The organism is Sunxiuqinia dokdonensis (assembly GCF_001270965.1).
GTDB classification, from domain to species: Bacteria; Bacteroidota; Bacteroidia; order Bacteroidales; family Prolixibacteraceae; genus Sunxiuqinia; species Sunxiuqinia dokdonensis.
Genome location: NZ_LGIA01000174.1, coordinates 1 through 24,895 on the forward strand (window position 1 = coordinate 1; position 24,895 = coordinate 24,895).

The window sequence follows — 24,895 nt, forward strand, 5'->3', positions numbered from 1 at the left end:
GCGAATGTACAATTGGACCACCTCTGCTCCTTCAAATTTTCCCGTGTTTTTTAAGTTGACAGAAACCTCAATTGCCCCATCCTTTCCCATTGTTTTGGATGATAACTTCAGATCGGAATATTCAAAAGTGGTGTAGCTCAAGCCAAAGCCAAACGGAAACAGTGGCTCAAATCCGGCATCTAAATAATGCGAGGTATTGCCAAGCGAATGCTGGGTGGCTTCGGCAGGTATTTTATTGATATCGGTCCATTGCTGATAGTCAGCCGGGCGACCTGTATTTTTATGGTTGTAGTAAATTGGAATTTGCCCCACGGTTTTGGGGAAAGTAACCGGCAACTTTCCGGAAGGAGTGGTTTTGCCAAAGAGCATGTCGGCCAGGGCTGGTCCGCCCATGGTTCCCGGATGCCAAGCATAGAGCACCGCATCGGCTTTTGCCAGCTCCTTTTGAATAGTCAGCTGGCGTCCGGCCATAATCACCAACACAACGGGCTTCCCGGTTTCGGCCACGGCTTCCAGCAATTCCGACTGGGCACCTTGCAAATTCAGGTTGGCCAGGCTGTGTGCTTCGCCCGAAAGGATGGATTCTTCGCCCAAAAACAACAACACCACATCCGACTTTTTGGCGGCTTCAACCGCTTCGGCAAAACCTTCGGTGGTTTTGGTCCGGCTGATTTTCAGGCCACGGGCAAAATTAACCTGATCGGCTCCCAGCATTTCTTTAAGGGCCGTTAGTGGCGTAATGGTGTTCTCTTTTTTTCCATCGAAAACCCAGGTTCCCATTTGATCGTGCGGAGCATCGGCCAACGGGCCAATTACAGCGACCGATGAAAGATCGTTTGAGAGGGGCAGTAATTCATTTTTATTTTGAAGCAAAACAAAGCTTTCGCTGGCCGCTTCCTTCGCTATCTGTAAGTTTTTTTCTGAAAGGATGGATTTGGCAGCTGCCGACTCATCCGTGTAGGGCTTGTCGAACAAGCCTAAATCAAGTTTAAGACGCAAAATATTGGCGACATATTCGTCGATAGTGGCCAGATCAATGGTTCCTTCATCAAGTAAGGCCTGTACATGATCAACATAGGTACTGGTGGCCATTTCCATATCAATTCCGGCTTTCAGCGCCTTTTCAGCAGCTTCTTTGCTGTTGGCCGCAAAACCGTGGGCAATCATCTCGGTAATCGATGCCCAGTCGCTCACCACCATTCCGTTGTAGTTCCATTCTTTTCGAAGAATTTGTTTCAGGGTGAATTCGTTTCCACTGGCTGGCACGCCATTCAAATCATTGAAAGCCGACATAAAAGTTGCCACTCCGGCATCGGCTGCCACTTGAAAAGGAGGCAGGTAATCGTTGCGCAGCTGGACTTCTGGAATCAGGGTGGTGTTGTAGTCACGTCCGCCTTCGGCAGCTCCGTAGCCCACAAAGTGTTTGGCGCAGGCAGCAATGGTATTGGGCGCACTCAGGTCGTCGCCCTGGAAACCTTTGATCATCGCTTTTGCCATGACCGAGGTCAGGTAAGTATCTTCGCCGCTACTTTCGGCAATGCGCCCCCAGCGTGGATCGCGCGAAATATCAATCATGGGTGCAAAGGTCCAGTGAATGCCTTCTGCAGCGGCTTCTTCAGCAGCCACAGCCATCGCTTTTTCAGCCAGCTCTGCATTCCATCCGGCGGTTAACCCAAGCGGAATGGGCATGATGGTGCGGTAACCATGAATCACATCGCGGGCAATGACCAGCGGAATGCCCAAGCGGCTTTCTTCAACCGCCACTTTTTGCAGTTCGTTCACTTCACGGGCACCAACCAGGTTCAAAATCGACCCCACTTTTCCATCTCTAATGGCTTGTTTGGCCTCTTCGGGTCTGCCCAGCTGACCAGGATCAAACTGCGACATTTGCCCCAATTTCTCCTGGAGAGTCATCTTGGAAATCAGTTCTTCAATCTTCCGCTCGTTTTGTTCTTTCTTCTCTGAAGAAGTGCTTGCCTGGGCTCCGTTTAGCAGGAGCAAGCCAAGTAAAAATAGTAAAGTAGCTTTCATCATTTTTTAGAATAGAAAACCTGGCCTGCCCCAATCGGGCAGGCAGGTCTTCAGCTTTCATTCAAATTGTAATTAGTTGATTTTTGCCGACTTAATACCCTCGACGTGAGGACCGGACAATTCATCAAAATAGAATTCGTGTGTACCCTCTCCGGTTCCTGGATTCAGCATGATCCGGATAATATCGTAGAAGTCGTGGCTAACGGCTGCCGCCGGGTCAGTCACATCATTGGTGAACACATCGCCGGCAGATCCATTGTTGGCCACACCAGCAAAATCATATTCAGCCATTTCCCAAGTGTTGTCTTCCTGAATGGTGTAATTCAACTCAACACCAGACATCCAGGCATTTCCGCCCCAGTCGGTATTTTCCAGTTTCAACAACACCACATCGCCAGCTTTTCCATAAACCATCATTTTGAAGGTTGAAATCGAGCGCAAATCAAAGCGGTAGCCAGCAGGCAGTTTCATATTGGCATTAGCCCATTGGTTGTTGGTTTTTGAATACATGGCAACCTGTGAACTGCGGTTAGGATAGATGCGAGACGGATTAGCCACAACAGAAACAAAACAGTCTTCGCCATTTACGTTGGCCAAAGCCACCTCGCTGAAGTCGTTGTACATCACCATCTCATCCAGCAGGAATGGCACATAGTCAGGATGGTTAGCGGCAACGGTAACCGTTTCAGAAAGGGTCAACTCACCGATTGAGGTGCTGACATGAGCAGAGATCACATATGTTCCGGCACGCATGTAGGTATGCGAAACTACATCTGAATACTCATCGGCTGTAACCGTTTCACCATCTCCAAAGTCGAAAACTACTCCATTGATCGCCTGTCCGGCAGGAATATCCATGTTAGTCAGTGAAGCTTCATAAGTATTGGTCTCAGTAGCCTCAGCCACTGACAACTCTGCAGTAACCGAAGGTTTAACATAGCCTTTGGGAATTAACTGAAAATGCCAGGCATTACCTTCTACACGGTCGATGGCAACCAACTCGAGTAAGTTTTCTTCAATTTTCAACACTTCATAGGAGCCATCGACTGCACCCACATCAAACACGGGAAACATTGGCGTTGGACCTGAAAGTGTCAGGTACCATTTACCACCTCTTTCCTCCAGAAACCAACTTCCAGGTTGTGGATTGTAATCCACTACAAAATCCGAATCATCTTCATAGCCATTGCTGTATGCCGGATCATTAGCTACAAAATTCTTCACATAGCTTTGTCCATGGTTGGTCAGTGTGGCGATGAAACCATTCACCTGGAAATTGATTTCATCGTCGTAAAGAACGCCAACAGCTTGCTTAGCCAACGGAGCAGCATTCCACCATTCCAGACCAACAGTTCCAGCAGGTCCAACCCCAAGGTGTCCCTGAGCTAAACTATCCAAAACCCATGTTTTCCCATCCAGATCGTCTACACCACCACTCAGGTAAATGAATTTCTCATTCGTAAAAATGGAATAATCTGTTTCTTCCTGAACGATTTGCGCCACCACCTTTTCTGTGAAAGCACCGGTATTTGTTGTAATTCTCAAGGTAATATCATAAGTTCCGGGCAGTGGATAATAGGCTGTAACCTCTTTTCCTTTTGCTGTATTGCCATTTCCCAAATTCCAACTTATTGAATGAATACCAGACACCTCGGTAGTATTCACCAGATCAAAATGAAATTCGTCACTGCCCTGTGTCACCTGTACTGTTATTTCCTCCTCTGAAGGCGGATAGCTTTCACGAGCATCTCCCGTATCAAATTCCTGGGGTTCGCAAGCGGTGAATAAGATTGCCAATATTGACATTAGCAAGCTAATTTTTAACATATATTTTTTCATTGCATTGTCATTTAATCGATTAATAACCATCGTTTTGAACCAGTTTGAATTCACCTTCTGTTTTGTCTATTTCAGATTGTGGAATCGGCAGGTACTTTTTAGTTGATGCCCAGGTACGGTTCGAAGAATATTCAGGAAGGTTTTCAGTTAAAGTACTGGCTTCGCCCCAGCGAACCAGATCCCAAAAACGCATCCCTTCACCCAGAAACTCACGACGTCTTTCAAGCTTAACTAATTCCGCAGTGGGTGCTGCAGGATCCAAGCCGGCACGATCTCTGATCTCGTTAATGGCTACTTCGGCAGTCAACTCTCCGACAGGTGCCACACCATGCACCACAATTAATTCAGCTGCATTCAGCAAAACTTCGGCATAACGGAAGATCCGCAGGTTGTTTTCGTAGTTCAGATCAACATCGCCCGGTGGCTCGTTGTAACCAGTGCGGGCTGCATATTTGGCCATGAAATAACCGGTATTTTGAAAACGGGGAGTATAAGTTCCATCAGCAAAATGATTGATGGAAGCACTCATACGATCATCTCCATCTTCATAAATATCGAGAACTTCAGGACGCACGGGCCCAAAACCCCATCCTCCTTTATAAACAGACGAGCCACTCAGTTGGTCAACACCGTTCAATTCATTGGGTGAAATAAACGCCGGCAGGTTGGTTCCGAAACCAGTCCAACCATCGCCCCATGTTTTTCCGCCATATTCACCCGGAAGATGATTCACTTCAAAAATTGATTCGTCACAGAATTCGCCTTCGCGAGTCCAAATAGAAGCAAAGTCGACCAAGCTGTAGTCGCCACTTTCGTATATTGCATTCATATCTGCCAACACTTCGGCGTATTTTGACTCGTCATTTTGGTACATCACAACGCGAGCTTTCAGGAGCATGGCGGCTGCTTTCGTGGCGCGTCCTTCATCTGCACCACTTACATCCATGGGCAATTTGTCACCTTCCAAGGCAAAGTCTAAATCGTCAATGATCTCAGCATAAATTTCATCAGCGGTATATTGACGAGCAAAATACGGAGATTCCAAGTCTTCCTCGAAATAAGGAATGTTTCCCCAGAATTTCCACAGCCAGTGCATGTAGTAGGCCCGCAAAAAATGAGCCTCTGCATTATACTGAGCCAAAGCATCTTCTTCGACACCTACTGCATTTTCGCAAGCCGAAATGGCGTTATTACAACGAGCCAGTCCATTGTAATAAATGGTCCAAAGTCCTCCTGGTAGTTCATCGGGAGTAGCATCTAACTGTGACAACCGGTATAGTTGACCTTGGTCGCCTGCGTCACCCCCACCTTTAAAGATATCATCAGAACGAAGATCGGACAACAAAACGATACTATTATAGTTTTGATTTGCATAACTGTCAAACAGCAGAACTTGATAGCAGGAACCTAAGTTTGATAAGATAGCACCTTCAGTCGCTGTTCCTCCTGACTCCTGAGAAGCAGTAGGATAGTTGGTCAGGAAGTCATCATTACAAGACGTGAATCCCAGAATTGCAATGAAGACTATTGCTTTAATATATTTATTCATAACTTCTTCTTTTTAAAATGATTAGAAAGTAATATTTGCACCAACGATGATTGTTCTTGACTGCGGATAAATCCCTCTGTCAATACCAATGGTTGTATAGCCACCAGAGGCCACTTCAGGGTCAAAACCATCGTAATCTGTCAAAGTCACCAGGTTCTCTGCGGATACAAATACGCGCAAACGAGAAATAGCCGCCTTTTGCAATAATTCTGTTGGTAAAGAATAGCCCAACTGGATATTTTTCAAACGAGCGTACGAACCATCTTTAATGTATAAATCGGATGATCTCCAGTTACGGTTGCTGTTCTGTATGGTCATGCGTGGAATTCGGGTTGAAGTTCCCTCTCCGGTCCAACGATCAAGGATCCAGCTTGGACGGTTCATCGCCGGAATATCACCGCGTTGAGAGAAATCAAAAATGTCGTTGCCTAAAGTTCCTTGCCAGAACATATTAAAATCGAATTGCTTCCATTCTGCACCAACTGTAAAACCATAAGTCCAGTCAGGCATGCCTTTTCCAATTTTTGTTTTATCATCATCGGTGATGCTTTCATCTCCATTCAAATCAACAAAGCGAACATCTCCCGGCTTGGCATTTTCGCCAAACAAGTTGTTATAGGCGTCAGCCTCTGCTTGATTCTGAAGAAGGCCGTCAGTTTGATATCCATAGAAGTATGGGAAAACTTCGCCGTTCATACCTTTTACATAGCTTCCAACTCCTGAGGCTCCGGCGTTTTCGTAGATTGCTTCACCCGAGTCGTTCCCCATATTAATCAACTTATTCTTCAAGTAAGTTGCATTGGCTGAGATATTATAGCTGAAATCACCTGCATTTCCGCGATAGCCTAACTCAAATTCCAATCCACTATTTTCCATATCGCCGGCATTTGCAATTGGCGCACCTTTTCCAACGTAACCGGGAATAGGCTGGGCAATAAGCATTCCATTGGTTGTTTTCTTAAAATAATCGAAACCAAACGATAAGGCACTATTGAAAAAACGGGTATCGAATCCAAGGTCAATTTGTTCTGATTCCTCCCATTTTACGTCAGGGTTTGCCAGTTTCGATGGGCTACTACCGTACTGCATATACATATCGTCTCCCGATCCGAAGTAATAGTTCTGGTTTCCATCCATCAAGCTGGTATAGGCAAAGTTACCAATACGGTTGTTTCCATTGGTACCCCAGCTAGCTCTGATTTTCATATAGTTGAACCAGTCAGGGATGTTTTCCATGAAGGCTTCTTCAGTCACATTCCAGCCAATAGAAAACGATGGGAAAATAGCCCATTTGTTATTAGGTCCGAACGATGACGATCCATCGCGGCGAATTGTGGCCTGCAACATGTAGCGTTCGTCATAGTTGTAATCCAACCGACCAAAGTACGAAGCCAGCGTTTCGTTGGAAAAACCGCCTGTTCCTCCGGCCACGCGGCCCTCAGTAGGAGGAGCAATGGCATAGTCAATATTTGCTTTATTTGGATCATTCTCTAATAAATCATAATCGTCGCCGTATAGGTGACGAACAGTATATTCCTGTGCCGACTGTCCCAACAAGACGGTCAGGCTGTGTTTCTCCTGAAATACTTTATTGTAAGTCAGCGTATTTTCCAACTGCCAAGCGAATCCACGGTGCATATTTGAATATACATGACTCTGAGTCAAGTCTTTTCCCTGAGTTGCCAGGAAGTGTTCAAATTCATAGCCATCAGCGCCCCAAAAAGCCAAATCAACACCATAACTTGATTTAAACTTTAGGCCTTCGATCAAATCAATCTCACCCCAGAAAGTAGAAACGAATTTATCTTCATTGCTTTGACCTCCGGTAGGTGCATTCAGCATACCAACCGGGTTCGCAATCTCTTGAAAACCTGACGGTGGAATAGAAAAAACCCGTCCTTCACTATCTTTCACAGCTGTAGGGTGCTGAGCCAAAACAGCATCAGGGTCTTCAGCATAAACCGGAACAAGCGGATTGAAAGTCAGAGCGCTTCCCAAAATCGAACCATACTCTGAGTTGGTTTCGATGCCACTTGACAATACACGAGAGTATCCTGCATTTACCCCTACCTTAATTTTATTAAGGAAAGACCGATCAGCTTCAAATACATTGTAGGTCGTGTTCGTACGGATACTATAACGCTCATAGTTCGAACGACCATAATCACCACCGACAATACCTTCCTGATTCAGATAACCAAATGACAAGAAATAGGTCACGTCGTCGCTACCTCCATTAATGCTAATCTGATGTGATTCAACTGGCGCATCATAGTTGAAGGTCTCATCCTGCCAATCAGTTCCAACTCCCGCATTGGCAATTTGGTCAGCCGAATATCTGGGAGCATTATTATCATTCAATTCTGATTCGTTCATGATCATCATGTACTCCTTGGCATTGAGTACTGATTTCTTTTTCCATGGATTTTGTAATCCATAGGAGAAATCGTAATTAATGGATGCTTTTCCTGATTTTCCCTTTTTTGTTGTGATCAGAATAACACCATTCGCGGCCCGTGCTCCATACACCGCAGCAGAAGCAGCATCCTTCAACACTTCAACCGACTCAATGTCGGATGGATTTAAATAGCTGATGCCACCACCGACTGCCATACCATCAACGATATACAGCGGCTCGCTGTTATTAATTGTCCCAATACCACGAATCCTCACTTTTGAGTCAGATCCTGGTTGACCTGAACTTTGCGTAATTTGAACTCCGGACACACGTCCTTTCATCACATCTTCAATGCGGGTTGGTGTGGAATTCTCCAGTTCTTCAGAAGAAACGCTACTAATTGCTGCAGTAACAACGCTTTTCTTTTGTACGCCGTAACCAACAACAATCACCTCATCGAGGTCAGTATAATCAGAGGCAAGAATAACATCAATCGTTGAACGGCCATCAACCTGAATTGTCTGACCTTTCATCCCAATGTAGGAGAATTCGAGTGTAGCATTCGATGGAACTTGCAAAGTATAGTTACCATCGAAGTCGGTAATTGTTCCGGTAGTTGTTCCTTGAATAACTACCGATACCCCGGGTAGAGGTTGTCCATCATCTTTAGCGGTTATATTACCCGAAACGGAAATTTCCTGGGCATATAAACTCAGACTAAAGAAAGAACAGAATAAGAAAAATAAGATTCTTTTCATGAGTTAAAGTTTTTAAATAGCAAATAATTTTTCCATAAAAATCAAAAATCTGATGGCAAACATGGTGGGAAAAAACCAGACACTCAAATAATATTCTACTTCATTAATGCTACATCCCTATTCACATCACCCCTACACAAATACAACAACACATACATTAATGCCTAACAATGAGCGACTTAACATTTTTTAACAACTAAAAACGCATACATCAACCAACAATGTGCTTTACAGCATGATCTAGATACTTGTGATAAAAGTGCTCAAATTGGTGTCCCGGTCAAGGCCGAGTTTCTTGCGGAGGCGGTAGCGGCTTATTTCAACACCGCGTGAAGATATGTTTTGCAGCGTGGCTATTTCTTTAGTTGAAATATTCATTTTTATATAGGCACACAGTTTCTGCTCGCGTGGGGTAAGGGTCGGAAACCGTTCGGTGAGGCGCTTGAAAAAATCTTCATGCACTTCGTCAAAATAGGTTTCAAAAAGTTCTTTCTGCTTCTCATTGTCAAACTCCTTGTCAATTCGATTGATAATCAAACTGATCTTCGATTTTGCGGCGCTATCGTCAACCAAACCCTGTAGGCCTTTCAGCTCATTCTTCAACTTGCCCATGAACTTGTTTTTCTGAACCAGCTGCATGGTTTGATTGGCCAGCTCTTTATCGAGGTGAATCATCTTTCCGCGCAATTGCTCATTTCGAAGTTTAATAATTTCCTTTTCGGAAACCAGCACCTCGCGCTGGTACTGGTGCACACGTTTCCGGTGTTCCTGCAGGTTTTTCAACCGTTCACGGCGCTTGGAGATCTGCATACGATAATACACCCACCACACCACCAGGGCAATCAGTCCCATCGCTCCAATCATGTAGCCAAGCAGCGCCACGGTCGAACGGTACCAGGGTGGTTTAATATAAAACGAAAAGCTGGCTGGCTCGCTTTCATTCCCAAAAGGATCAAGGGCTTTCACGTTAAAGACATAGTCGCCCTCACGCAAATTCATAAACTCGGCAGCCGATTCCTCCGACCAGTCAGCCCAAACCGTGCTGTAATTTTCCAAAAAATAACTGAATCTAATCTTACCCAGATTCTTATAGTCAGGACTGGAATAAACAAACTTCAGATTATTCCCCTGGTAAGAAAAGGTCAGCGAATCTTCGGGCAGGGTTTCGTCGATAAAACTCGGGTAAAAATCCCGTCCATCCAGCAGGTTGACCACCTCACGAATGTGAACATGCAGGGGCGAGGCACTTTTGGGTTGATAGCTTGGGGAGTAATGTGCCAGCCCATCTTCGAGCGAGATAAATGTATTCTGGATATCAACCACATGAACATGCTGAAAACCGGAAATCAACCGACCTGCAAGCTTTTCAAACGGAGCGACCACCTTCGTGTACGTCCCGTCTTCGAGGAACCGAATGACTCCCGGTACATTTCCAGCAGCAAACCAAAGATTGTTGAACTGGTCTTCGTAGATATAGTCAATATCGTTTTGATTTTCAAAGATTTCGTTATGTTTTTCTGAACGCTCAAATCGATTATTTTCAGCTTGATACGCATAAATTCCATCGGGCGTGGTATAAACAATGTCCTCTCCAATGGTTGTCAGGTTAATGTAAATATCGGAGGGCAAGCCATCGTTTGAGTTATAAAAATCGTAATGAGCGACGCTGTCCAATTCTTCGTTCAAACGAATTCGGAAAACCCCCTTGTATCCATGACTCATCCATACATTACCGGCCTCATCTTGTGCCATCAACTTGGATGACTCTTGAAACCCCTTCACCTGGCCGACAAACTCCCACGACTTTTGATCAGCGGTCTTTCGGAAAAGTGTCAATCCGCTGTAATTTCCTCCCAACAGGTAATCTTCATCTTGCGCCAGCTCAATAAAGGTCCAGGCTCCGCTCACCTCCGATATCATTTCTACTTGCTCATCTTCCACCACATAAGTCCCTTTGTCATGACCGCACAAAACAACATCATTGAAAACCCCCAGGCACCAGACCTGTCCAACCGTGTTCGGGATAAGCCGAAATCCTTTAGCATCAACGGTCACTTTTTCGGGCCAGTCTTTTACAAACAAACCATGGTTGGTGCCCACATACAATTTGTCTTTGTGAACAAGCGAGGTGTAGGTCGCCCCCAAGCCCTCGGGCTCAAACATAAAGGTAAACGGCGACCCAATATCGATGTAATCAATGCCATTATCCAGTCCCAACCAAAGGTTGTCATCGCGGTCGGTGCCAATACTCAGCACCGTATTATTTTGCAGTCCTTTTTTCTTATTGATGTGTTGAATGATATTGCCGGCTTCATCGGTAATGAGTAACCCGTTTTGAATGGTTCCAAAAGCATAATAGGCCTCCTGGAATTTTGTTGCTGAAAAAATCTGGGTTTCAATTAAAAAATCATTTCCCTCCCCTTCCCAGGCAGTCACCTGTTCGCCGTCGTAAATAAATACGCCATGATTGGCTGTACCGATCAACACCCGATTGTTGTATATTGGCAAAATGTCCCAAATTTCTTTGTCAGTAAGCAAATCTGTGCCCTGAAGCTCAAAAAAGTGCCCGTGGCGATATTCCAACAGCCCTTCGGCTTCGTCCTGAATCCACAAATGACCATTCACATAAAACGAGAATTTCACTTTGTTCTTCAGCGGAACGGTGGAAACCTGGTTATTGCGATATATGAACAAGTGGCTGTATGATTGAAACACCACACCAAAGTCGGTCAGATGAATGCGCCAAATTTCCTCAAAGTTGCGATCTTCCATCGGCACCAACCCGACAAGCGACTGGTATTGCAGCTGCCCTTTCTCATCAGGCTCGAGGTAGCCAAAAGCATTTTGCTGTCCCACGTAGATCCGGCCGCTGTCATCAATCTTTACCGATCGAACGATCGATTGATTAGGCAGATTATACAGCCGCCAGTGATTTCCGTCGAACTCGAGCAAGCCGTTGTTGTTGGCAAAATACATCAGATTTGTGCTACTGCGCGCTATCTGCCAGTTTTGGGCACTGCCCTGGTATTCCTGTTTCGAAAAATTTTTGATATCGGGCACGCCAACATTTTTAATTTGTCCAAACACCATGGCAGGAACAACGAGCAGAACAATCAAAAACGAATATCGGACACGGTTCAAGTGCATGAAACAAATATAGATAAAAACGCTTTTTTTCCGCTGTTATCTCTCAAATTCATACCAGAGCGCTATTTTTGCCCCAAACTTTGAATGACACACGATGAAAACCGGACTTATTGGCGCCATGAGAGAAGAGGTTCTTCTCCTGAAAAACGACATTGAAAACTTGAAAACTGAGCAGTTTGGCTCCCGTGAGTTCTACTCCGGAACGATCAACAACCAGGAGTTGGTGATGTGCCTCTCGGGTTGGGGCAAAGTGGCCGCGGCCTCCACAGCAACCACGCTGATCAACCACTACCAGGTTGACCAACTGGTGTTTATCGGACTAGCAGGTTCCGTCCAGCCACATTTAAACATTGGCGACATTGTGGTGGCCAACCAGCTCATTCAGCACGACGTGGACTTATCAAGACTCGATGGTTTCCCGACCGTGGAATCGCCTTTCTGGAAAACCTTTGCGTTTGATGTCTTCCCCCATTCCGGAGAAAAAGCCATTCAGGCTGTTGATAAATTTGTTCTCAATTTGAGAAAGGGGAGCTATCCAAAAATCCATTCAAACTACAACCCAGCAGTTTATGTGGGAGCCATTGGCACCGGCGATCAGTTTATTGCATCGAAAGAAGGAAAAGTGCGCATCAACGAGCGTTTTCCGCAGGTTTTATGTACCGAAATGGAGGGTGCAGCCATTGCCCAGATCGCAGCCGACTACCAGCTACCATGCACCGTCGTCCGCGTGATCTCAGATAAGGCCGATGAGGACGCACACGATTCCTTTGCAAAATTTTTGTTCGAAGACATCAGTCACATCTCGGTTGAGCTGGCCAAGCTAATTCTTTCCTGAAGCCATTTGAAGTTTTATTGGAATCCGTGCCGCTCCGGACGATGAATGGCACAGGATTTGTTTGATGTCAACCAGCCACAAAACAACATATATTCCGCCAGTGGGTGGAAACAATTAAACAAAGAGAATTAGTTTAGTAAGACCAGAAAAAAATCTCCAAAGTAACGTGCTTTGGAGATTTTGTTTTTTTAAGCGTCCCTAAAATGCGGCATCCAGGGTTTGGATCTTAAAGACTTCGGCTAAGCTATCAGCCGAAAGGTCGGTTTTTAATGAAACTTTGACCGTTCTTCCCGGCAATAAATCGAAATAGTTATCCGAGAAAAAGCCCGCTTCATCTCCAATGGTCATAAACAGGTTTTTGGCCAGCTGGTTACTTTTCAACACAATTTGAAAACCTTCATCCGTCGCCTCAATCTGGTAATTCACCTCGGGCGACGGCAGCTTCATTTCCTTCACCGGCCTGAAGTAGAACACATTCTCGGCAATCACCTTTCCGTTTTCCACAACTTCCGCAACCAACACCTGTCGGTAGCTGTCTTTATCACGAAGAAAATCATAGCGATTCACATCGAAATAAGAATCGCTTGAGTTGGCCGGAATGTCTGCCAAAACAGATTTCTCCCACACAACCCGACCTTCAAAATCAAGCATCTGCAAATTTAGCTGTGCGTTAATGTCCCGAAGTTCATCATTCACAATGCCAATTTTCAAGAAGTTTTCATCCAGGTAAGGCGAAACCAAAACTGGTTCAAAACCTTTCTTCACGTAATATTGCAAGGCTTTCCAGCGCTGGTAATAATCGGTTGAACTCCACGAAGCCACCGGCCACACATCATTAATTTGCCAGTACAAACTCCCCATACAATACGGCATCGCCCGACGATGTCCTTCCACGGCAAACTTGATTCCTTCGGCCTGCAATACGTGATTGACGTACAAGAACGATTCAAAATCCTTGGGTTGCTCATAATCCTGCAACATGTAATATTCAATGGTTTTGTTGCCGATTGAAGAACGCTGGTGCGAGTTCATCACTTCCGAAACGATGTCGTAATCTTCGGGCTCGGCATATTGCTTCACACTTTTGAATTCGGGAAACGACTGGAAACCATACTCACTCATAAACCGCGCAATATGCGTGGCGTAATTCTGAAAAGGTTCCTTTCCCCACCAAACGCCCCAGTAATGCTCATCACCATTCACCAAATCGGCCGGAACGCCCATGCCTGATGACGGGCTTGATGCCCAATAGGAACGCGAAGGATCATGTTCCGAAACAGCTTCGGGCAGCACCTTGTGGAAAATATCCTGGTACGATTTCCAAATCTTGTCGGCATTTTCCTGGCTCTTGGCCTCTTCGGCCTTCTTCCAGCCCCAACCATACCAAGCGGCCAAAATCTCATTATTCCCACACCACAGGGCAATGCTGGGGTGATTTCGCAGACGCTTCACATTGTCGATCGCTTCTTGCTTCACATTGTTTAAAAACGCTTCGTCGCCCGGAAACATGGCACAGGCAAACATGAAATCCTGCCAAACCAAAATACCGGCTTCATCGCACAAATCGTAAAAAATATCGTTTTCATAAATCCCACCACCCCAAACGCGCAACATGTTCATGTTCGATTCTTTGGTGGTTTCAATTACCCGGCGGTACTGTTCGTCGGTTACCCGTGCCGGAAAAACATCGTTGGGAATGTAGTTGGCGCCCTTCATAAATACCGGTACACCATTCAGTTTGAAGTAAAAAGAAGTTCCCACTTCATCCTTTTCGCGCACCAGCTCCAGCGTGCGGATTCCGATTCGTTCTTCCTTTTCGATACTTCCGCCATCCACTGTCAGCTTGGCTGTTACCGCATAAAGCGGCTGTTCTCCCAGCCCGTTGGTCCACCAAAGTTTGGGGCTTTCTATTTCGAAATCGACCGCGTAGGATTCCATTCCTTTTTTCAGCTTGATTTGGGTGGAGCTCACGGCTTGCCCATCCACTTCAATTTGGTAAGTCGCCGGAGTTTCTTTTTCTGATTCGACTTCGAGAATCGCCGAAAACTTAGCCACCTCATCCTGCACTTCCTGCTGAACGATTTGCAGGTTCTCAATTCGCGCCTCATTCCAGGCTTTGAGGTACACCGGACGCCAAATTCCGCTGGGCACCAAGCGCGGGCCCCAGTCCCAGCCAAAATGATAGCCAGCTTTTCGTGTATAAACGCTCACCTTTTTACCTCCTTCAACTTCACCAATCTCCGCTAAATCGTTATCCGAAACCGGAATGACAAAAGGGTGGGCATCATACTTTTTTAATCCTTCCTTGATGGGCGACAGAAAGGTGATTCGAAGCGTGTTCTCGCCAGCCTGCAAATGGGGTTTGATATCCACCAGGTATTCACGAAACATATTGTCGGTCGCAATCACCTCTTGTTCGTTGACAAATACCTGTGCATAGGTATCGAGTCCTTTAAAGTCGAGTGCCACGCGATCCATTTTCATCCATTCAGCGTCAACCAAGAAGGTGGTTTGATAATCCCAATCCAGTTTATCGATCCATTGCAAGTCGTGTTCATTCAAGCGATAAAACGGATCTTCAATCTTTTCGTTGGCCAGCAAGTCGGTATGAACAGAGCCGGGAACAGTTGCAGGTAACCATTCATTTTTACCATGCTCAGAAAACTGCCAACCTTCATTCAATTCAGTAGTTGAATTCATAAGTCCAGTTTCTTTGGGTTGACAAGCCGACAACAGCACGCTTGTCAGGATAAGTGATAAAATAAATTGCCGTTTCATCGGTGGTGTGATCATTTAAATTGTAAACTCAAAATTGAGGATTGGAAACCAAAATAGCAAACAAAAAATCCGAAGGAAAATTGCCTTCGGATTTTAAATTTATTTGTTCGTTCAAACTTTCGGTAAAGCCCACGGACTACGGTAGCTCGGAACCAAGTACTTGTTAGCCTCTTCATCGTCAATGAACAAGCTTTTTTCTGCGTCCCAATACAAACGGCGGCCGGTTTTTAGGGCAATGTTTCCTAAATGAGCGACGCGCGCCGTGTTGGCTGCAATATCAATGCTGCAGTTCAAATCACGGCGACGATTCCGCACGCCATCAAGAAAATCGGCCATGTGCAAATCCAGTCCCTTTCCGGTTCCTTTCTGAAGCTCCACACGTTCCACCAGGTCTTGGTCATTTTTACGTTCCGGAATGACTTCCCAGCCGTCGCGGTCAACGACCAGCGTTCCGTTGTTTCCAACAAAACCAACCCCATGATTCCGTCCAAAATGTCCACCGTCAATGCCGGTTCCATGATCCCAAAGCATGGTAAAACCATCAAATTCGTAGAGCGCCTGCAAACTGTCGGGTGTTTCGGCGGCATCATCCGGGTAGGCGTATTTGCCACCCATGGCCATCACCGATTTGGGCGCTTTGGCCTGCATGCCAAACAAACCATAATCGATAATATGAACGCCCCAGTCGGTCATCAGACCGCCTGCATAGTCCCAAAACCAACGGAAGTTAAAATGAAAACGGTTGGGGTTGAACGGACGTTTAGGTGCCGGCCCCAGCCAAAAATCGTAATCAACACCTTCGGGAGCATCTCCATCCGGTTTTACCGGCACGGGCTCCATCCAACCCTGGTAAGCCCAGGTGCGCACGGTGCGGATCTTGCCTAACTTTCCGGAGGCAACATAGTCAACCGCATCGCGCCAATGCGGATCGCTGCGTTGCCACTGCCCTACCTGAACCACGGTTTTATGCTTGTTGGCAGCCGCCTCCATCAGGTTAATTTCTTCGATGGAATTGCCCAATGGCTTTTCGCAGTAAACATCTTTCCCGGCCTGGCACGCCTCAACAAATTGCAGGCAGTGCCAATGGTCCGGTGTGCCGATGATGACCACATCCACTTCCGGATCTGCAATCAACTGGCGGTAGTCATTGTAAGCTTTTGGTTTTTTGCCCTGTAGCTTCTCAGTATCTGTCACACGGACATCGAGCACCCGCTGATCGACATCGCAAATGGCGGTACACTCGGTATTGGGTTGCCCCAGAAAAGCCCGTAAATCGGCAAAACCCATGCCTTTGGCTCCAATCAATCCGCAGCGAATTACTTTGTCGGGCGAACAGGCACTCATGGCAGCCGGTATGGTGGCGGCCAAACCAACAGCTGCCGTTGCCGCTGTGGTACTCTTAATAAAAGATCTTCTTGTTGTCATCTTATGTTTTAGTTGGTAAAAGCTTATTCTTTTTGCATCGCGTCATCAAAGGCGATATCCGAAGGTGCGAAATCGCTGTAGCGAACAAACTCGCAGGATTCGGCTGCTCCGGCCTCACGGTCCATGCCACTGTCTTCCCATTCCACAGAAAGCGGCCCGTTGTATTTGATTGTATTCAAGGCGCGAATGATGTTCTCAAAATCGATTTTTCCACGGCCAATGCTTCGGAAATCCCAGTAGCGGCGATGGTCTCCAAAAGGTACATGTCCGCCAAACACACCAACCGTGGTAGGAACATCGCTCCAGTGCACATCTTTCATGTGCACATGGAAAATACGGTCGGCAAATTCGTAAATGAAACGCACGTAATCGACATGCTGGTAACCCAAGTGGCTGGGATCATAATTGAAGCCAAAAGCCGGATGGTAGTCCAGGGCTTCCAGGGCACGCCTGGCCGATTCAATATCGAAAGCGATTTCGGTTGGATGCACTTCCAAGGCAAACTTCACACCCATTTTTTGGTATTCGTCCAGAATGGGTTTCCAGCGTTTGGCAAAGTCTTCAAACCCTTTATCGATCATGGTTTGTGGTAGCGGAGGAAACGCGTACAGCAAATGCCAGATTGAACTGCCGGTAAAACCAACCACGGTATCGAGGCCAAGTTGTTTGGCCACTTTTCCGGTTTGAATCATTTCCTGGGCAGCACGCTGGCGAACGCCTTCCGGATCGCCATCACCCCAAACATGAGGTGGTAAAATATTTTTGTGTCGCTCATCAATGTTATCGCAAACACATTGCCCCACCAGATGATTGGAAATGGCAAAGAGCTGCAGGTCATATTTTTTTAGCAATGCTTTTCGTTCGTCGCAATAAGCCTGGTCGGCTTTTTCAACTTCGATATGATCGCCCCAACAGCAGAGCTCCACGCCATCATAACCAAAATCTTTGGCTTTCTGGCACATCGTCTCGATGGGTAAATCGGCCCATTGGCCTGTAAATAGTGTTACTGGTCTGCTCATATTTTAGATATTAGATGATTAGATATTGGATAATTGGGTACTAGATAACTGGATATTGGTTATTAGATAATCAGTCATTGGCCAACGTTAAGTGTCTCAAACCGACAACTGAAAACTGCTAACTGATAACTTAATCAACAAACTTCACCCATTTAACCGAGTCGTTGTAACCGGCCTCAACAACGGTATCAATAAACTGCATGCCGCGGATACCGTCTTCAATGCCCGGAAAGTCGAGCATGGCTTCGGTGGGTTGTTCGCCGTTCATTTTGGCGCGAACCGTCAAAGAAAAGTTTCGGTAAATGTTGGCAAAAGCTTCAAGATATCCCTCGGGATGACCTCCCGGTGTGCGGGTGTTATGCTGAGCGATATCGCCCATTTGGCCGGTTCCAACGCGTACCATTTCCGTAGGACGGTCGTGCCATTTCAGCCAAAGGGTATTGGACTCCATCTGGCTCCATTCCAGGCCGCCTTTTTCGCCATACATGCGTATTTTAAGAGCATTCTCTTCGCCAGCTGCGACCTGCGTGGCCACCAGCACCCCGCGTGCGCCGTTATCAAAGCGCAGAAAGGCTGCTCCGTCATCGTCCAGCAAGCGACCGGGAACAAAAACATTCAGCTCGGCACACAGTTCCGTCACTTTCAGTCCGGAGATATATTCGGCCAAATGATGCGCATGCGTTCCAATGTCGCCCATGCAACCTGCTTTTCCCGAACGTTTGGGATCGGTACGCCAACTGGCTTGCTGGTTGCCGGTGTCTTCCAATTTCGAGGCCAGCCAGCCCTGCGGATACTCCACATAAATGCGCCGGATTTTTCCCAGCTCACCACGGGCCACACGGGCTTTTGCATCCTTCACTGCCGGATAGCCGGAGTAAGTATGGGTTAATGCCAAAGTCAGCCCCGTTTCCTCCAGCTTCTTTTGAAGTTGCAAGGCCTCGTCGAGCGTAAAGGTGATGGGCTTGTCAATGACGACATGAAAGCCACTGTTTAATGCCATCATGGCCGGATCAAAGTGCACAAAGTTGGGCGTAACGATGGTTACGAAGTCCATGCGTTCACCCTCCGGAAGCTGCGCTTCGCTTTCAAACATTTCCTGATAGGTATTGTAAATGCGATTCTCAGGTAAGAAATACGACTGCCCTGATGACAGGGAAACCTCCGGGTTAACACTGAAACAACCACAGACCAATTCGATCTGGTTATCCATCAAGGCGGCAAGGCGGTGAATGGCGCCGATGAAAGCATCTGATCCTCCACCAACCATTCCCATTCGAAGTTTACGATTCATAGTAATTGGGTTATGAGATTTAGTAATTCCCAAATGTATAAAACTTCTGTTGAAGACGGAAAAAACAGACCAGAATAGTATCGGAATAACTACGGAGGAATTAAATGGACATCACCCCATACGAAGGTCGGGGCCCGCAGATAAGATAAAACGGCCGACTCCGAATTTCGTTGGAGGTGATGAATCATGAGCCCGGGTTTTGTGCACACTTGCCTTTTTCACATGCTTGAAACATGGAAAGATAACCGGTAATTTCTGAAAAGGATTTTTGTTTTATTTGAAAGTGGCCAGCTTGCTCAGGTATTTTCCAATAATGTCAAACTCAAGGTTAACCACAGTCCCCACTTCAAAGGTATGAAAGTTGGTTTCCTGGTAGGTAAACGGAATAATGGCCACCTGAAATGAGTTGTCTTTGGAATTGACCACCGTGAGGCTGACTCCGTTGACTGTGACCGACCCTTTTTCCACGGTCATGTAGCCCTGCTGCGCCTTCGCTTTGTCAAATTCGTATTCGAAGGTAAAGTACCAGCTTCCTTCGGCTTCTTCCACCTTGGTACACGTGGCGGTTTGATCTACGTGCCCCTGCACAATGTGACCGTCCAAACGGCCGTTCATCATCATGCTGCGCTCCAGGTTCACTTTCGATCCCACTTCCCAGTAGCCCAGGTTGGTTTTCGACAGGGTTTCCTTGATGGCCGTCACCGTGTAGGTTTTGGCCTGTTTATCAATTTTTACAACCGTCAGGCACACGCCGTTGTGCGACAGGCTTTGATCAATTTTCAACTCATCAACAAACGAACAGGTCAGGGTGAAATGATAATTTTCCTGATCTTTCTCGATGGCTTTCACCACGCCGTATTCTTCAACAATTCCTGAAAACATAGTCTCTCGATTTTTTATGGGGCGAAGTTACCGAATTCGATGGAAATGGAGAAATGGGACATCCAAAAGCAAAAAAATCCAGTTGAAATACTCAGCCGGCAAGTTGAAACACTTAGCCGAGCTGTTGAAATGCTCGCCGGAGCTGTTGAAACACAATTCCGGGCAGTTGAAACACCCAGCGGAGCACTTGAAACGCTCAACCGACAAGTTAAAACACGCTCCCGGGCAGTTCAAACACCCGGCGGAGCCCTTAAAACACTTCATTTTTGTTCCGGAGAGGGTTTCAAGCACTTTTTTTGGTGTTCGGAGCGCTCTTTTGCCCATTTTAACTGCTTTTTCCGGTATCCGGGCAACTTGCTTGGGGGTTTCAAACACTTTTCTAACCATCCTGAAGGTTTCTTCCAGTGCTTTAAGTGCCCAAAAGACTATTTGAAGGACTAATTCCGGTCATCAAAAAAGTTTTCGGGGTGATCCAACCGCTCTTTTGTTACTTTTAGCCCCTGACAGTTGGTGCCAGGGAGGAACACCATCCGTTCAAAAATAATCAGCCTTCTAAGTTGATTTTACAAGATAAGCCGTAAGTTTATAGCCATGTTGTCCATTGAAATTTAAAAGTGGGACCAGTAGGAATGTTGAATGTACTTTTGAAATGAAGGCATTTAGATTAATCTTAACCTTTTACAAATCATTTGCTCTGGCGAGCTATTTGATCACTTTTGCTTGTCTTTTTATCATGCACAGGTACGGAAGCAAAGGGATCTATATTATTCAAATCCTATTCTGGTTTAAAATCTTCACCCTCGCCATGTTGGTGTATTCTACCAATAGCTATAAGAAAAATGAATTTTACTATTACAAAAATCTCGGCTTATCCAAGCTCAAACTTTGGCCTCCGATTTTAGTTTTCGATTTCCTTTTCTTTCTCATTGCATTAATAACCATAGCGTCGAATAATTATGAACCACTCCCTGGAAGTTGATAGCATTATTCTTGAGTTTGGCACAAAAAGAGTGCTCCAGGATATTTATCTGAAAAATGCCACCGGAGAAGTGACGGGTATTCTTGGCCGAAATGGATGTGGAAAAACATGCTTGATGAATATCATCTACGGAGAGCTGAAAATTATTGACAAATCAGTCCGAGTGGATGGAAAGGCTATTTTTGACGGGTACCGAAATCCCGAAATTTTAAAGTATTTACCGCAAGTTCATTTTATCCCTAAAAGCCTAACACTCAAAAGAATTTTTAAAGATTTTAATTTAAGCTTTTCCCGGTTTATTGAGTACTTTCCTGAATTTGAAAAATACCACCATTCAAAGTTGAGAAAGCTCTCAAGTGGCGAAAAAAGGATTGTTGAAATTTATTCAATCGTTGCTTCAAAAACCCGGTTTTGCATGTTAGACGAGCCGTTTTCGCAAGTCATGCCGGTGCACGTTGAGTCAATAAAAAGCATTATTAACAAAGAGAAAGAAAATAAGGGGATAATTATTACCGACCATTTGTACGAACACATAATCGATGTTTGTGACCAGGTTTATGTGATCGTGAACGGCAAAACATATTTAACCCAAGACAAAAGTGATTTGGTAAAACTTGGATATATCAGTAAAACTTAAAAAACGCTTTGTGCATTGATCCAAAAATAATTCTGCAAACGAGATGAACAAGCCAGATGATTATTATTTAAACCAAGAAGAACCGAACAGGAGTTGCCTGCTTGCCTTGCGAGGGATCATACTGAAACAGGACAAGGAAATTATTGAAACTACCAAATGGGGAATGCCCTGCTTTTGTTTCAAAAACAAACCATTCTGTTATTTGTGGACCGACAAAAAGACAGATGAACCTTACATCCTGATGGTGGAAGGCAAACAGCTTGAACACCCCGAATTGGAAGCTGGTGAACGCTCAAAAATGAAGATTTTCAGAGTAAATCCAAACGTGGATTTGCCTTTAGCTATCATCCAGTCTATTTTAAACCAGGGCTTGGACCTGTATCGAAATGGGACAATAAAAACCAACTAAAATTCCCCCGCCTTGAAAGCATAAAAAAAGGCTTATCTTTGTAGCCCTTAATCGAAATCGAATTTCACAGACCATAAAAAATCACGGTTCTATGTCACAATACAAACGTACCTTAATAACCTCTGCCCTGCCTTATGCCAACGGGCCGCTTCACATTGGCCACCTGGCTGGTGTGTATGTTCCGGCTGATATTTACGCCCGTTACCTTCGCCTGAAAAACGAAGATGTGCTGCTCATTGGCGGCTCCGACGAGCATGGCGTGCCCATCACCTTGAAAGCCAAAAACGAAGGCGTTACCCCGCAGGACATTGTGGACAAATACCACGGCATGATCAAGGATTCGTTTGAGCGCTTCGGCATTTCGTTCGACGTGTATTCGCGTACCAGCTCACCCGTGCATCATGAAACAGCATCGGGATTTTTCAAAAAACTGTACGACGATGGCAAGTTTGTGGAACAAACCAGCGAGCAATATTACGACGAAGAAAACAAGCAATTCCTGGCCGACCGCTACATTGTGGGCACCTGCCCGAAATGCAGTTTCGAAAAAGCCTACGGCGACCAGTGCGAAAGCTGTGGAACCTCGCTCAGCCCCACCGAACTGATCAACCCCAAATCGATGATCAGCGGAAACACCCCGGTGCTGAAGGAAACCAAACACTGGTACCTGCCACTCGACCAATACGAGCCCTGGTTGAAAGAATGGATTTTGGAGGGCCACAAGGAGTGGAAACCCAACGTGTACGGACAATGCAAAAGCTGGATTGACAGCGGACTGAACGCCCGTGCCGTTACCCGCGACCTGAACTGGGGCGTGCCAGTTCCGGTTGAAGGAGCGGATGGCAAGGTGTTGTACGTTTGGTTCGACGCGCCCATCGGCTACATTTCGGCAACCAAGGAACTGACACCCGATTGGGAAAAATACTGGAAAGACCCGGAAAGCAAACTGGTGCACTTCATTGGCAAGGACAACATCGTGTTTCACTGCATTATTTTCCCCAGCATGTTGAAAGCCGAAGGCAGCTACGTATTGCCTGAAAATGTGCCGGCCAACGAATTCCTCAACCTCGAGGGCGATAAAATTTCCACCTCGCGCAACTGGGCGGTCTGGCTGCACGAATACCTGGATGAATTTCCGGGCAAGGAAGATGTGCTGAAATATGCGCTAACCGCTAATGCTCCGGAAACGAAGGACAACGATTTTACCTGGAAAGATTTTCAGGCACGCAACAACAACGAACTGGTGGCTGTGCTCGGCAACTTTGTAAACCGCGCCTTGGTGCTCACCCAAAAATATTATGCCGGTGAAGTTCCCGCTTTGGGCGAACTCAATGAGGTCGATCAGGCCACGCTGGCCGAAATCGGCAACCTGAAAGCCCAGGTTGAAAAAAGCCTGGACACCTACCGTTTCCGCGAAGCGCTGAAACTGGCGATGGATTTGGCCCGGCTCGGCAACAAGTACCTGGCCGACGAAGAGCCCTGGAAAAAATTTAAAACAGATCCGGAGCGCGTGAAAACGGTGATGAACATCTGCCTGCAAATTACCGCCAACCTGACCATTATGCTGGAGCCTTTCCTGCCTTTCAGCATGAACAAGCTGCGTGGCTTTATCAATTTTGAAAAACTCGACTGGAGTGAGCTGGGACGCACCGATTTGCTGCCAGCCGGACACCAAACCAACCAGCCGGAGCTGTTGTTTGAAAAGATTGAAGACAGCGTGATTGAAGCACAGGTGCAAAAGTTGTTGGACACCAAAAAAGCCAATGACGCTGCCCAAGCAGTTGCAAAACCCGCCAGGGAAAACTGTACGTTCGACGATTTCATGAAAATGGACATCCGCACCGGCACCATTCTGGAAGCTCAGCTTGTTCCGAAAACCAAAAAACTGTTGCAACTAAAAATTGATACCGGAATCGATAAACGCACCGTGGTTTCGGGCATTGCTGAATATTACAAACCAGAAGACATTATTGGCAAACAGGTTTCCATTTTGGTGAATCTGGAGCCCCGTAAAATTCGTGGTATCGAATCGCAAGGTATGATCCTGATGGCTGAAGATGCCGACGGAACGCTAAAGTTTGTCTCGCCCGAAGGCCAGGTAAAAAACGGCTCAGAGGTACGATAGAACTCTTTTTCGACCGTTATGCTGAACTTGTTTCAGCACCTCCGTCGGATAGCCAACAGTCCTTAATCCGGCCACTGCCGGACAGGGTGACTCTTGACAAGCAAAAGACAGTCGTTGCCAACTCTTGTTGGTGGCGCTTCCGTAAGTTGCCGTACTGTCTTTACAGATCGGCAACTTACTCCATTATATGAAACCGCTTTGGTACGCCAGGGCGGTTTTTTCGTTTCCTATTCATCCGATTAATTTCTAAATTTGTTGAAAATCGTTGGTTATGAATACAATTGAGCTGAAAAATAAAATCGTACAAAAAATAGATTCTTTAAATGACGAAGAATTTGAGAGGGTCTACCAGCAATTACAGGAAATTCTTCAGTCGGCTGCTCCATATCAATTATCAGAAGAAGAAAATGAAGCAATTGATTCAGCTTTGAAAGCAAGCGAGGACGGCGGAACGTATTCTCATGACGATATCCGCAGCGAAGCAAAGAAAAAATACCCAAACTTAAAGTTCAAATGAGAACCGTTCGCTGGAACAAACACGCAAGACTGGACTATTTCAAAAATATCGATTTTTTACTGCAGAACTGGTCTGAAAAAGAAGCTCAGAATTTCATTGATAAAGTTTTCTGAATCGAATTCATTTTGGCAAAAGGCCAGGTCGAATTTCAGAGTACCAATCGGCCGGACATCAGGAGGTGCGTGATCACCGAACAAATTACTTTGTTCTATCGGATCATTGACATGAATCACGTAGAGCTTCTCCGTTTTTGGAATAATTATCAGGATTTGCGAA

15 protein-coding genes are annotated in these 24,895 nt (G+C 45.9%); 5 read left to right on the forward strand and 10 right to left on the reverse strand.

What is annotated here, in order from left to right:
• The 5 genes from bglX to NC99_RS14815 form a co-directional block, all read right to left on the reverse strand.
• A partial coding sequence (gene bglX / locus NC99_RS14795; protein WP_053185225.1) for a beta-glucosidase BglX occupies positions 1-2,034 on the reverse strand: 2,034 nt, incomplete at its 3' end.
• Between the two features lie 69 nt (positions 2,035-2,103).
• Positions 2,104-3,870, reverse strand: coding sequence for a PKD domain-containing protein (locus tag NC99_RS14800; protein WP_239684462.1), 1,767 nt, complete (start codon positions 3,868-3,870; stop codon positions 2,104-2,106).
• Between the two features lie 19 nt (positions 3,871-3,889).
• Entirely contained in the window at positions 3,890-5,419 is a 1,530-nt protein-coding gene (locus NC99_RS14805) for a RagB/SusD family nutrient uptake outer membrane protein (RefSeq protein WP_053185228.1), read from the reverse strand.
• Between the two features lie 21 nt (positions 5,420-5,440).
• On the reverse strand, positions 5,441-8,575 hold the full coding sequence (locus tag NC99_RS14810; protein ID WP_053185231.1) for a SusC/RagA family TonB-linked outer membrane protein: 3,135 nt from the start codon (positions 8,573-8,575) through the stop codon (positions 5,441-5,443).
• A 240-nt stretch (positions 8,576-8,815) separates the two neighbouring features.
• The gene (locus tag NC99_RS14815; RefSeq protein WP_053185233.1) at positions 8,816-11,722 is read right to left on the reverse strand and encodes a triple tyrosine motif-containing protein; all 2,907 of its coding nucleotides are present in this window, start codon (positions 11,720-11,722) and stop codon (positions 8,816-8,818) included.
• Positions 11,723-11,816: 94 nt separating this feature from the next.
• On the opposite strand from NC99_RS14815, the gene NC99_RS14820 reads away from it, so the two are divergent.
• On the forward strand, positions 11,817-12,557 hold the full coding sequence (locus tag NC99_RS14820) for a 5'-methylthioadenosine/adenosylhomocysteine nucleosidase (RefSeq protein ID WP_053185237.1): 741 nt from the start codon (positions 11,817-11,819) through the stop codon (positions 12,555-12,557).
• 198 nt (positions 12,558-12,755) lie between these two features.
• Here the strand turns inward: NC99_RS14820 and NC99_RS14825 are convergent, their stop codons facing one another.
• From NC99_RS14825 to NC99_RS14845, 5 genes are all read right to left on the reverse strand, one after another.
• Complete coding sequence (locus NC99_RS14825; protein WP_204375022.1) at positions 12,756-15,257, reverse strand: beta-mannosidase; 2,502 nt, start codon at positions 15,255-15,257, stop codon at positions 12,756-12,758.
• 189 nt (positions 15,258-15,446) lie between these two features.
• On the reverse strand, positions 15,447-16,760 hold the full coding sequence (locus NC99_RS14830; RefSeq protein WP_053185243.1) for a Gfo/Idh/MocA family protein: 1,314 nt from the start codon (positions 16,758-16,760) through the stop codon (positions 15,447-15,449).
• Between the two features lie 23 nt (positions 16,761-16,783).
• On the reverse strand, positions 16,784-17,779 hold the full coding sequence (locus NC99_RS14835) for a sugar phosphate isomerase/epimerase family protein (RefSeq protein WP_053185246.1): 996 nt from the start codon (positions 17,777-17,779) through the stop codon (positions 16,784-16,786).
• 130 nt (positions 17,780-17,909) lie between these two features.
• Positions 17,910-19,070: a Gfo/Idh/MocA family protein gene (locus NC99_RS14840; protein WP_053185248.1), complete on the reverse strand. Its 1,161-nt coding sequence runs from the start codon at positions 19,068-19,070 to the stop codon at positions 17,910-17,912.
• 273 nt (positions 19,071-19,343) lie between these two features.
• A complete protein-coding gene (locus tag NC99_RS14845) occupies positions 19,344-19,952 on the reverse strand; it encodes a riboflavin synthase (protein ID WP_053185250.1) in 609 nt (202 codons plus the stop codon).
• A 956-nt stretch (positions 19,953-20,908) separates the two neighbouring features.
• Between NC99_RS14845 and NC99_RS14860 the strand changes: the two genes are divergently transcribed.
• The 4 genes from NC99_RS14860 (at position 20,909) to NC99_RS14875 (ending at position 24,619) form a co-directional block, all read left to right on the forward strand.
• On the forward strand, positions 20,909-21,568 hold the full coding sequence (locus tag NC99_RS14860; protein ID WP_053185255.1) for an ATP-binding cassette domain-containing protein: 660 nt from the start codon (positions 20,909-20,911) through the stop codon (positions 21,566-21,568).
• Positions 21,569-21,611: 43 nt separating this feature from the next.
• Entirely contained in the window at positions 21,612-21,977 is a 366-nt protein-coding gene (locus NC99_RS14865; protein WP_053185258.1) for a DUF1801 domain-containing protein, read from the forward strand.
• Between the two features lie 91 nt (positions 21,978-22,068).
• Positions 22,069-24,102, forward strand: coding sequence for a methionine--tRNA ligase (gene metG / locus NC99_RS14870; protein ID WP_053185261.1), 2,034 nt, complete (start codon positions 22,069-22,071; stop codon positions 24,100-24,102).
• A gap of 271 nt (positions 24,103-24,373) precedes the next feature.
• The gene (locus tag NC99_RS14875; RefSeq protein ID WP_053185264.1) at positions 24,374-24,619 is read left to right on the forward strand and encodes a hypothetical protein; all 246 of its coding nucleotides are present in this window, start codon (positions 24,374-24,376) and stop codon (positions 24,617-24,619) included.
• The last annotated feature ends 276 nt before the right edge of the window (positions 24,620-24,895 follow it).

Bases quoted from the DNA above. Each gene is read 5' to 3' on its own strand.
- NC99_RS14800 (WP_239684462.1), bottom strand. From the start codon at position 3,870: ATGAAAAAATATATGTTAAAAATTAGCTTGCTAATGTCAATATTGGCA.
- NC99_RS14805 (WP_053185228.1), bottom strand. From the start codon at position 5,419: ATGAATAAATATATTAAAGCAATAGTCTTCATTGCAATTCTGGGATTC.
- NC99_RS14810 (WP_053185231.1), bottom strand. From the start codon at position 8,575: ATGAAAAGAATCTTATTTTTCTTATTCTGTTCTTTCTTTAGTCTGAGT.
- NC99_RS14815 (WP_053185233.1), bottom strand. From the start codon at position 11,722: ATGCACTTGAACCGTGTCCGATATTCGTTTTTGATTGTTCTGCTCGTT.
- NC99_RS14820 (WP_053185237.1), top strand. From the start codon at position 11,817: ATGAAAACCGGACTTATTGGCGCCATGAGAGAAGAGGTTCTTCTCCTG.
- NC99_RS14825 (WP_204375022.1), bottom strand. From the start codon at position 15,257: ATGAATTCAACTACTGAATTGAATGAAGGTTGGCAGTTTTCTGAGCAT.
- NC99_RS14830 (WP_053185243.1), bottom strand. From the start codon at position 16,760: ATGACAACAAGAAGATCTTTTATTAAGAGTACCACAGCGGCAACGGCA.
- NC99_RS14835 (WP_053185246.1), bottom strand. From the start codon at position 17,779: ATGAGCAGACCAGTAACACTATTTACAGGCCAATGGGCCGATTTACCC.
- NC99_RS14840 (WP_053185248.1), bottom strand. From the start codon at position 19,070: ATGAATCGTAAACTTCGAATGGGAATGGTTGGTGGAGGATCAGATGCT.
- NC99_RS14845 (WP_053185250.1), bottom strand. From the start codon at position 19,952: ATGTTTTCAGGAATTGTTGAAGAATACGGCGTGGTGAAAGCCATCGAG.
- NC99_RS14860 (WP_053185255.1), top strand. From the start codon at position 20,909: ATGAACCACTCCCTGGAAGTTGATAGCATTATTCTTGAGTTTGGCACA.
- NC99_RS14865 (WP_053185258.1), top strand. From the start codon at position 21,612: ATGAACAAGCCAGATGATTATTATTTAAACCAAGAAGAACCGAACAGG.
- metG (WP_053185261.1), top strand. From the start codon at position 22,069: ATGTCACAATACAAACGTACCTTAATAACCTCTGCCCTGCCTTATGCC.
- NC99_RS14875 (WP_053185264.1), top strand. From the start codon at position 24,374: ATGAATACAATTGAGCTGAAAAATAAAATCGTACAAAAAATAGATTCT.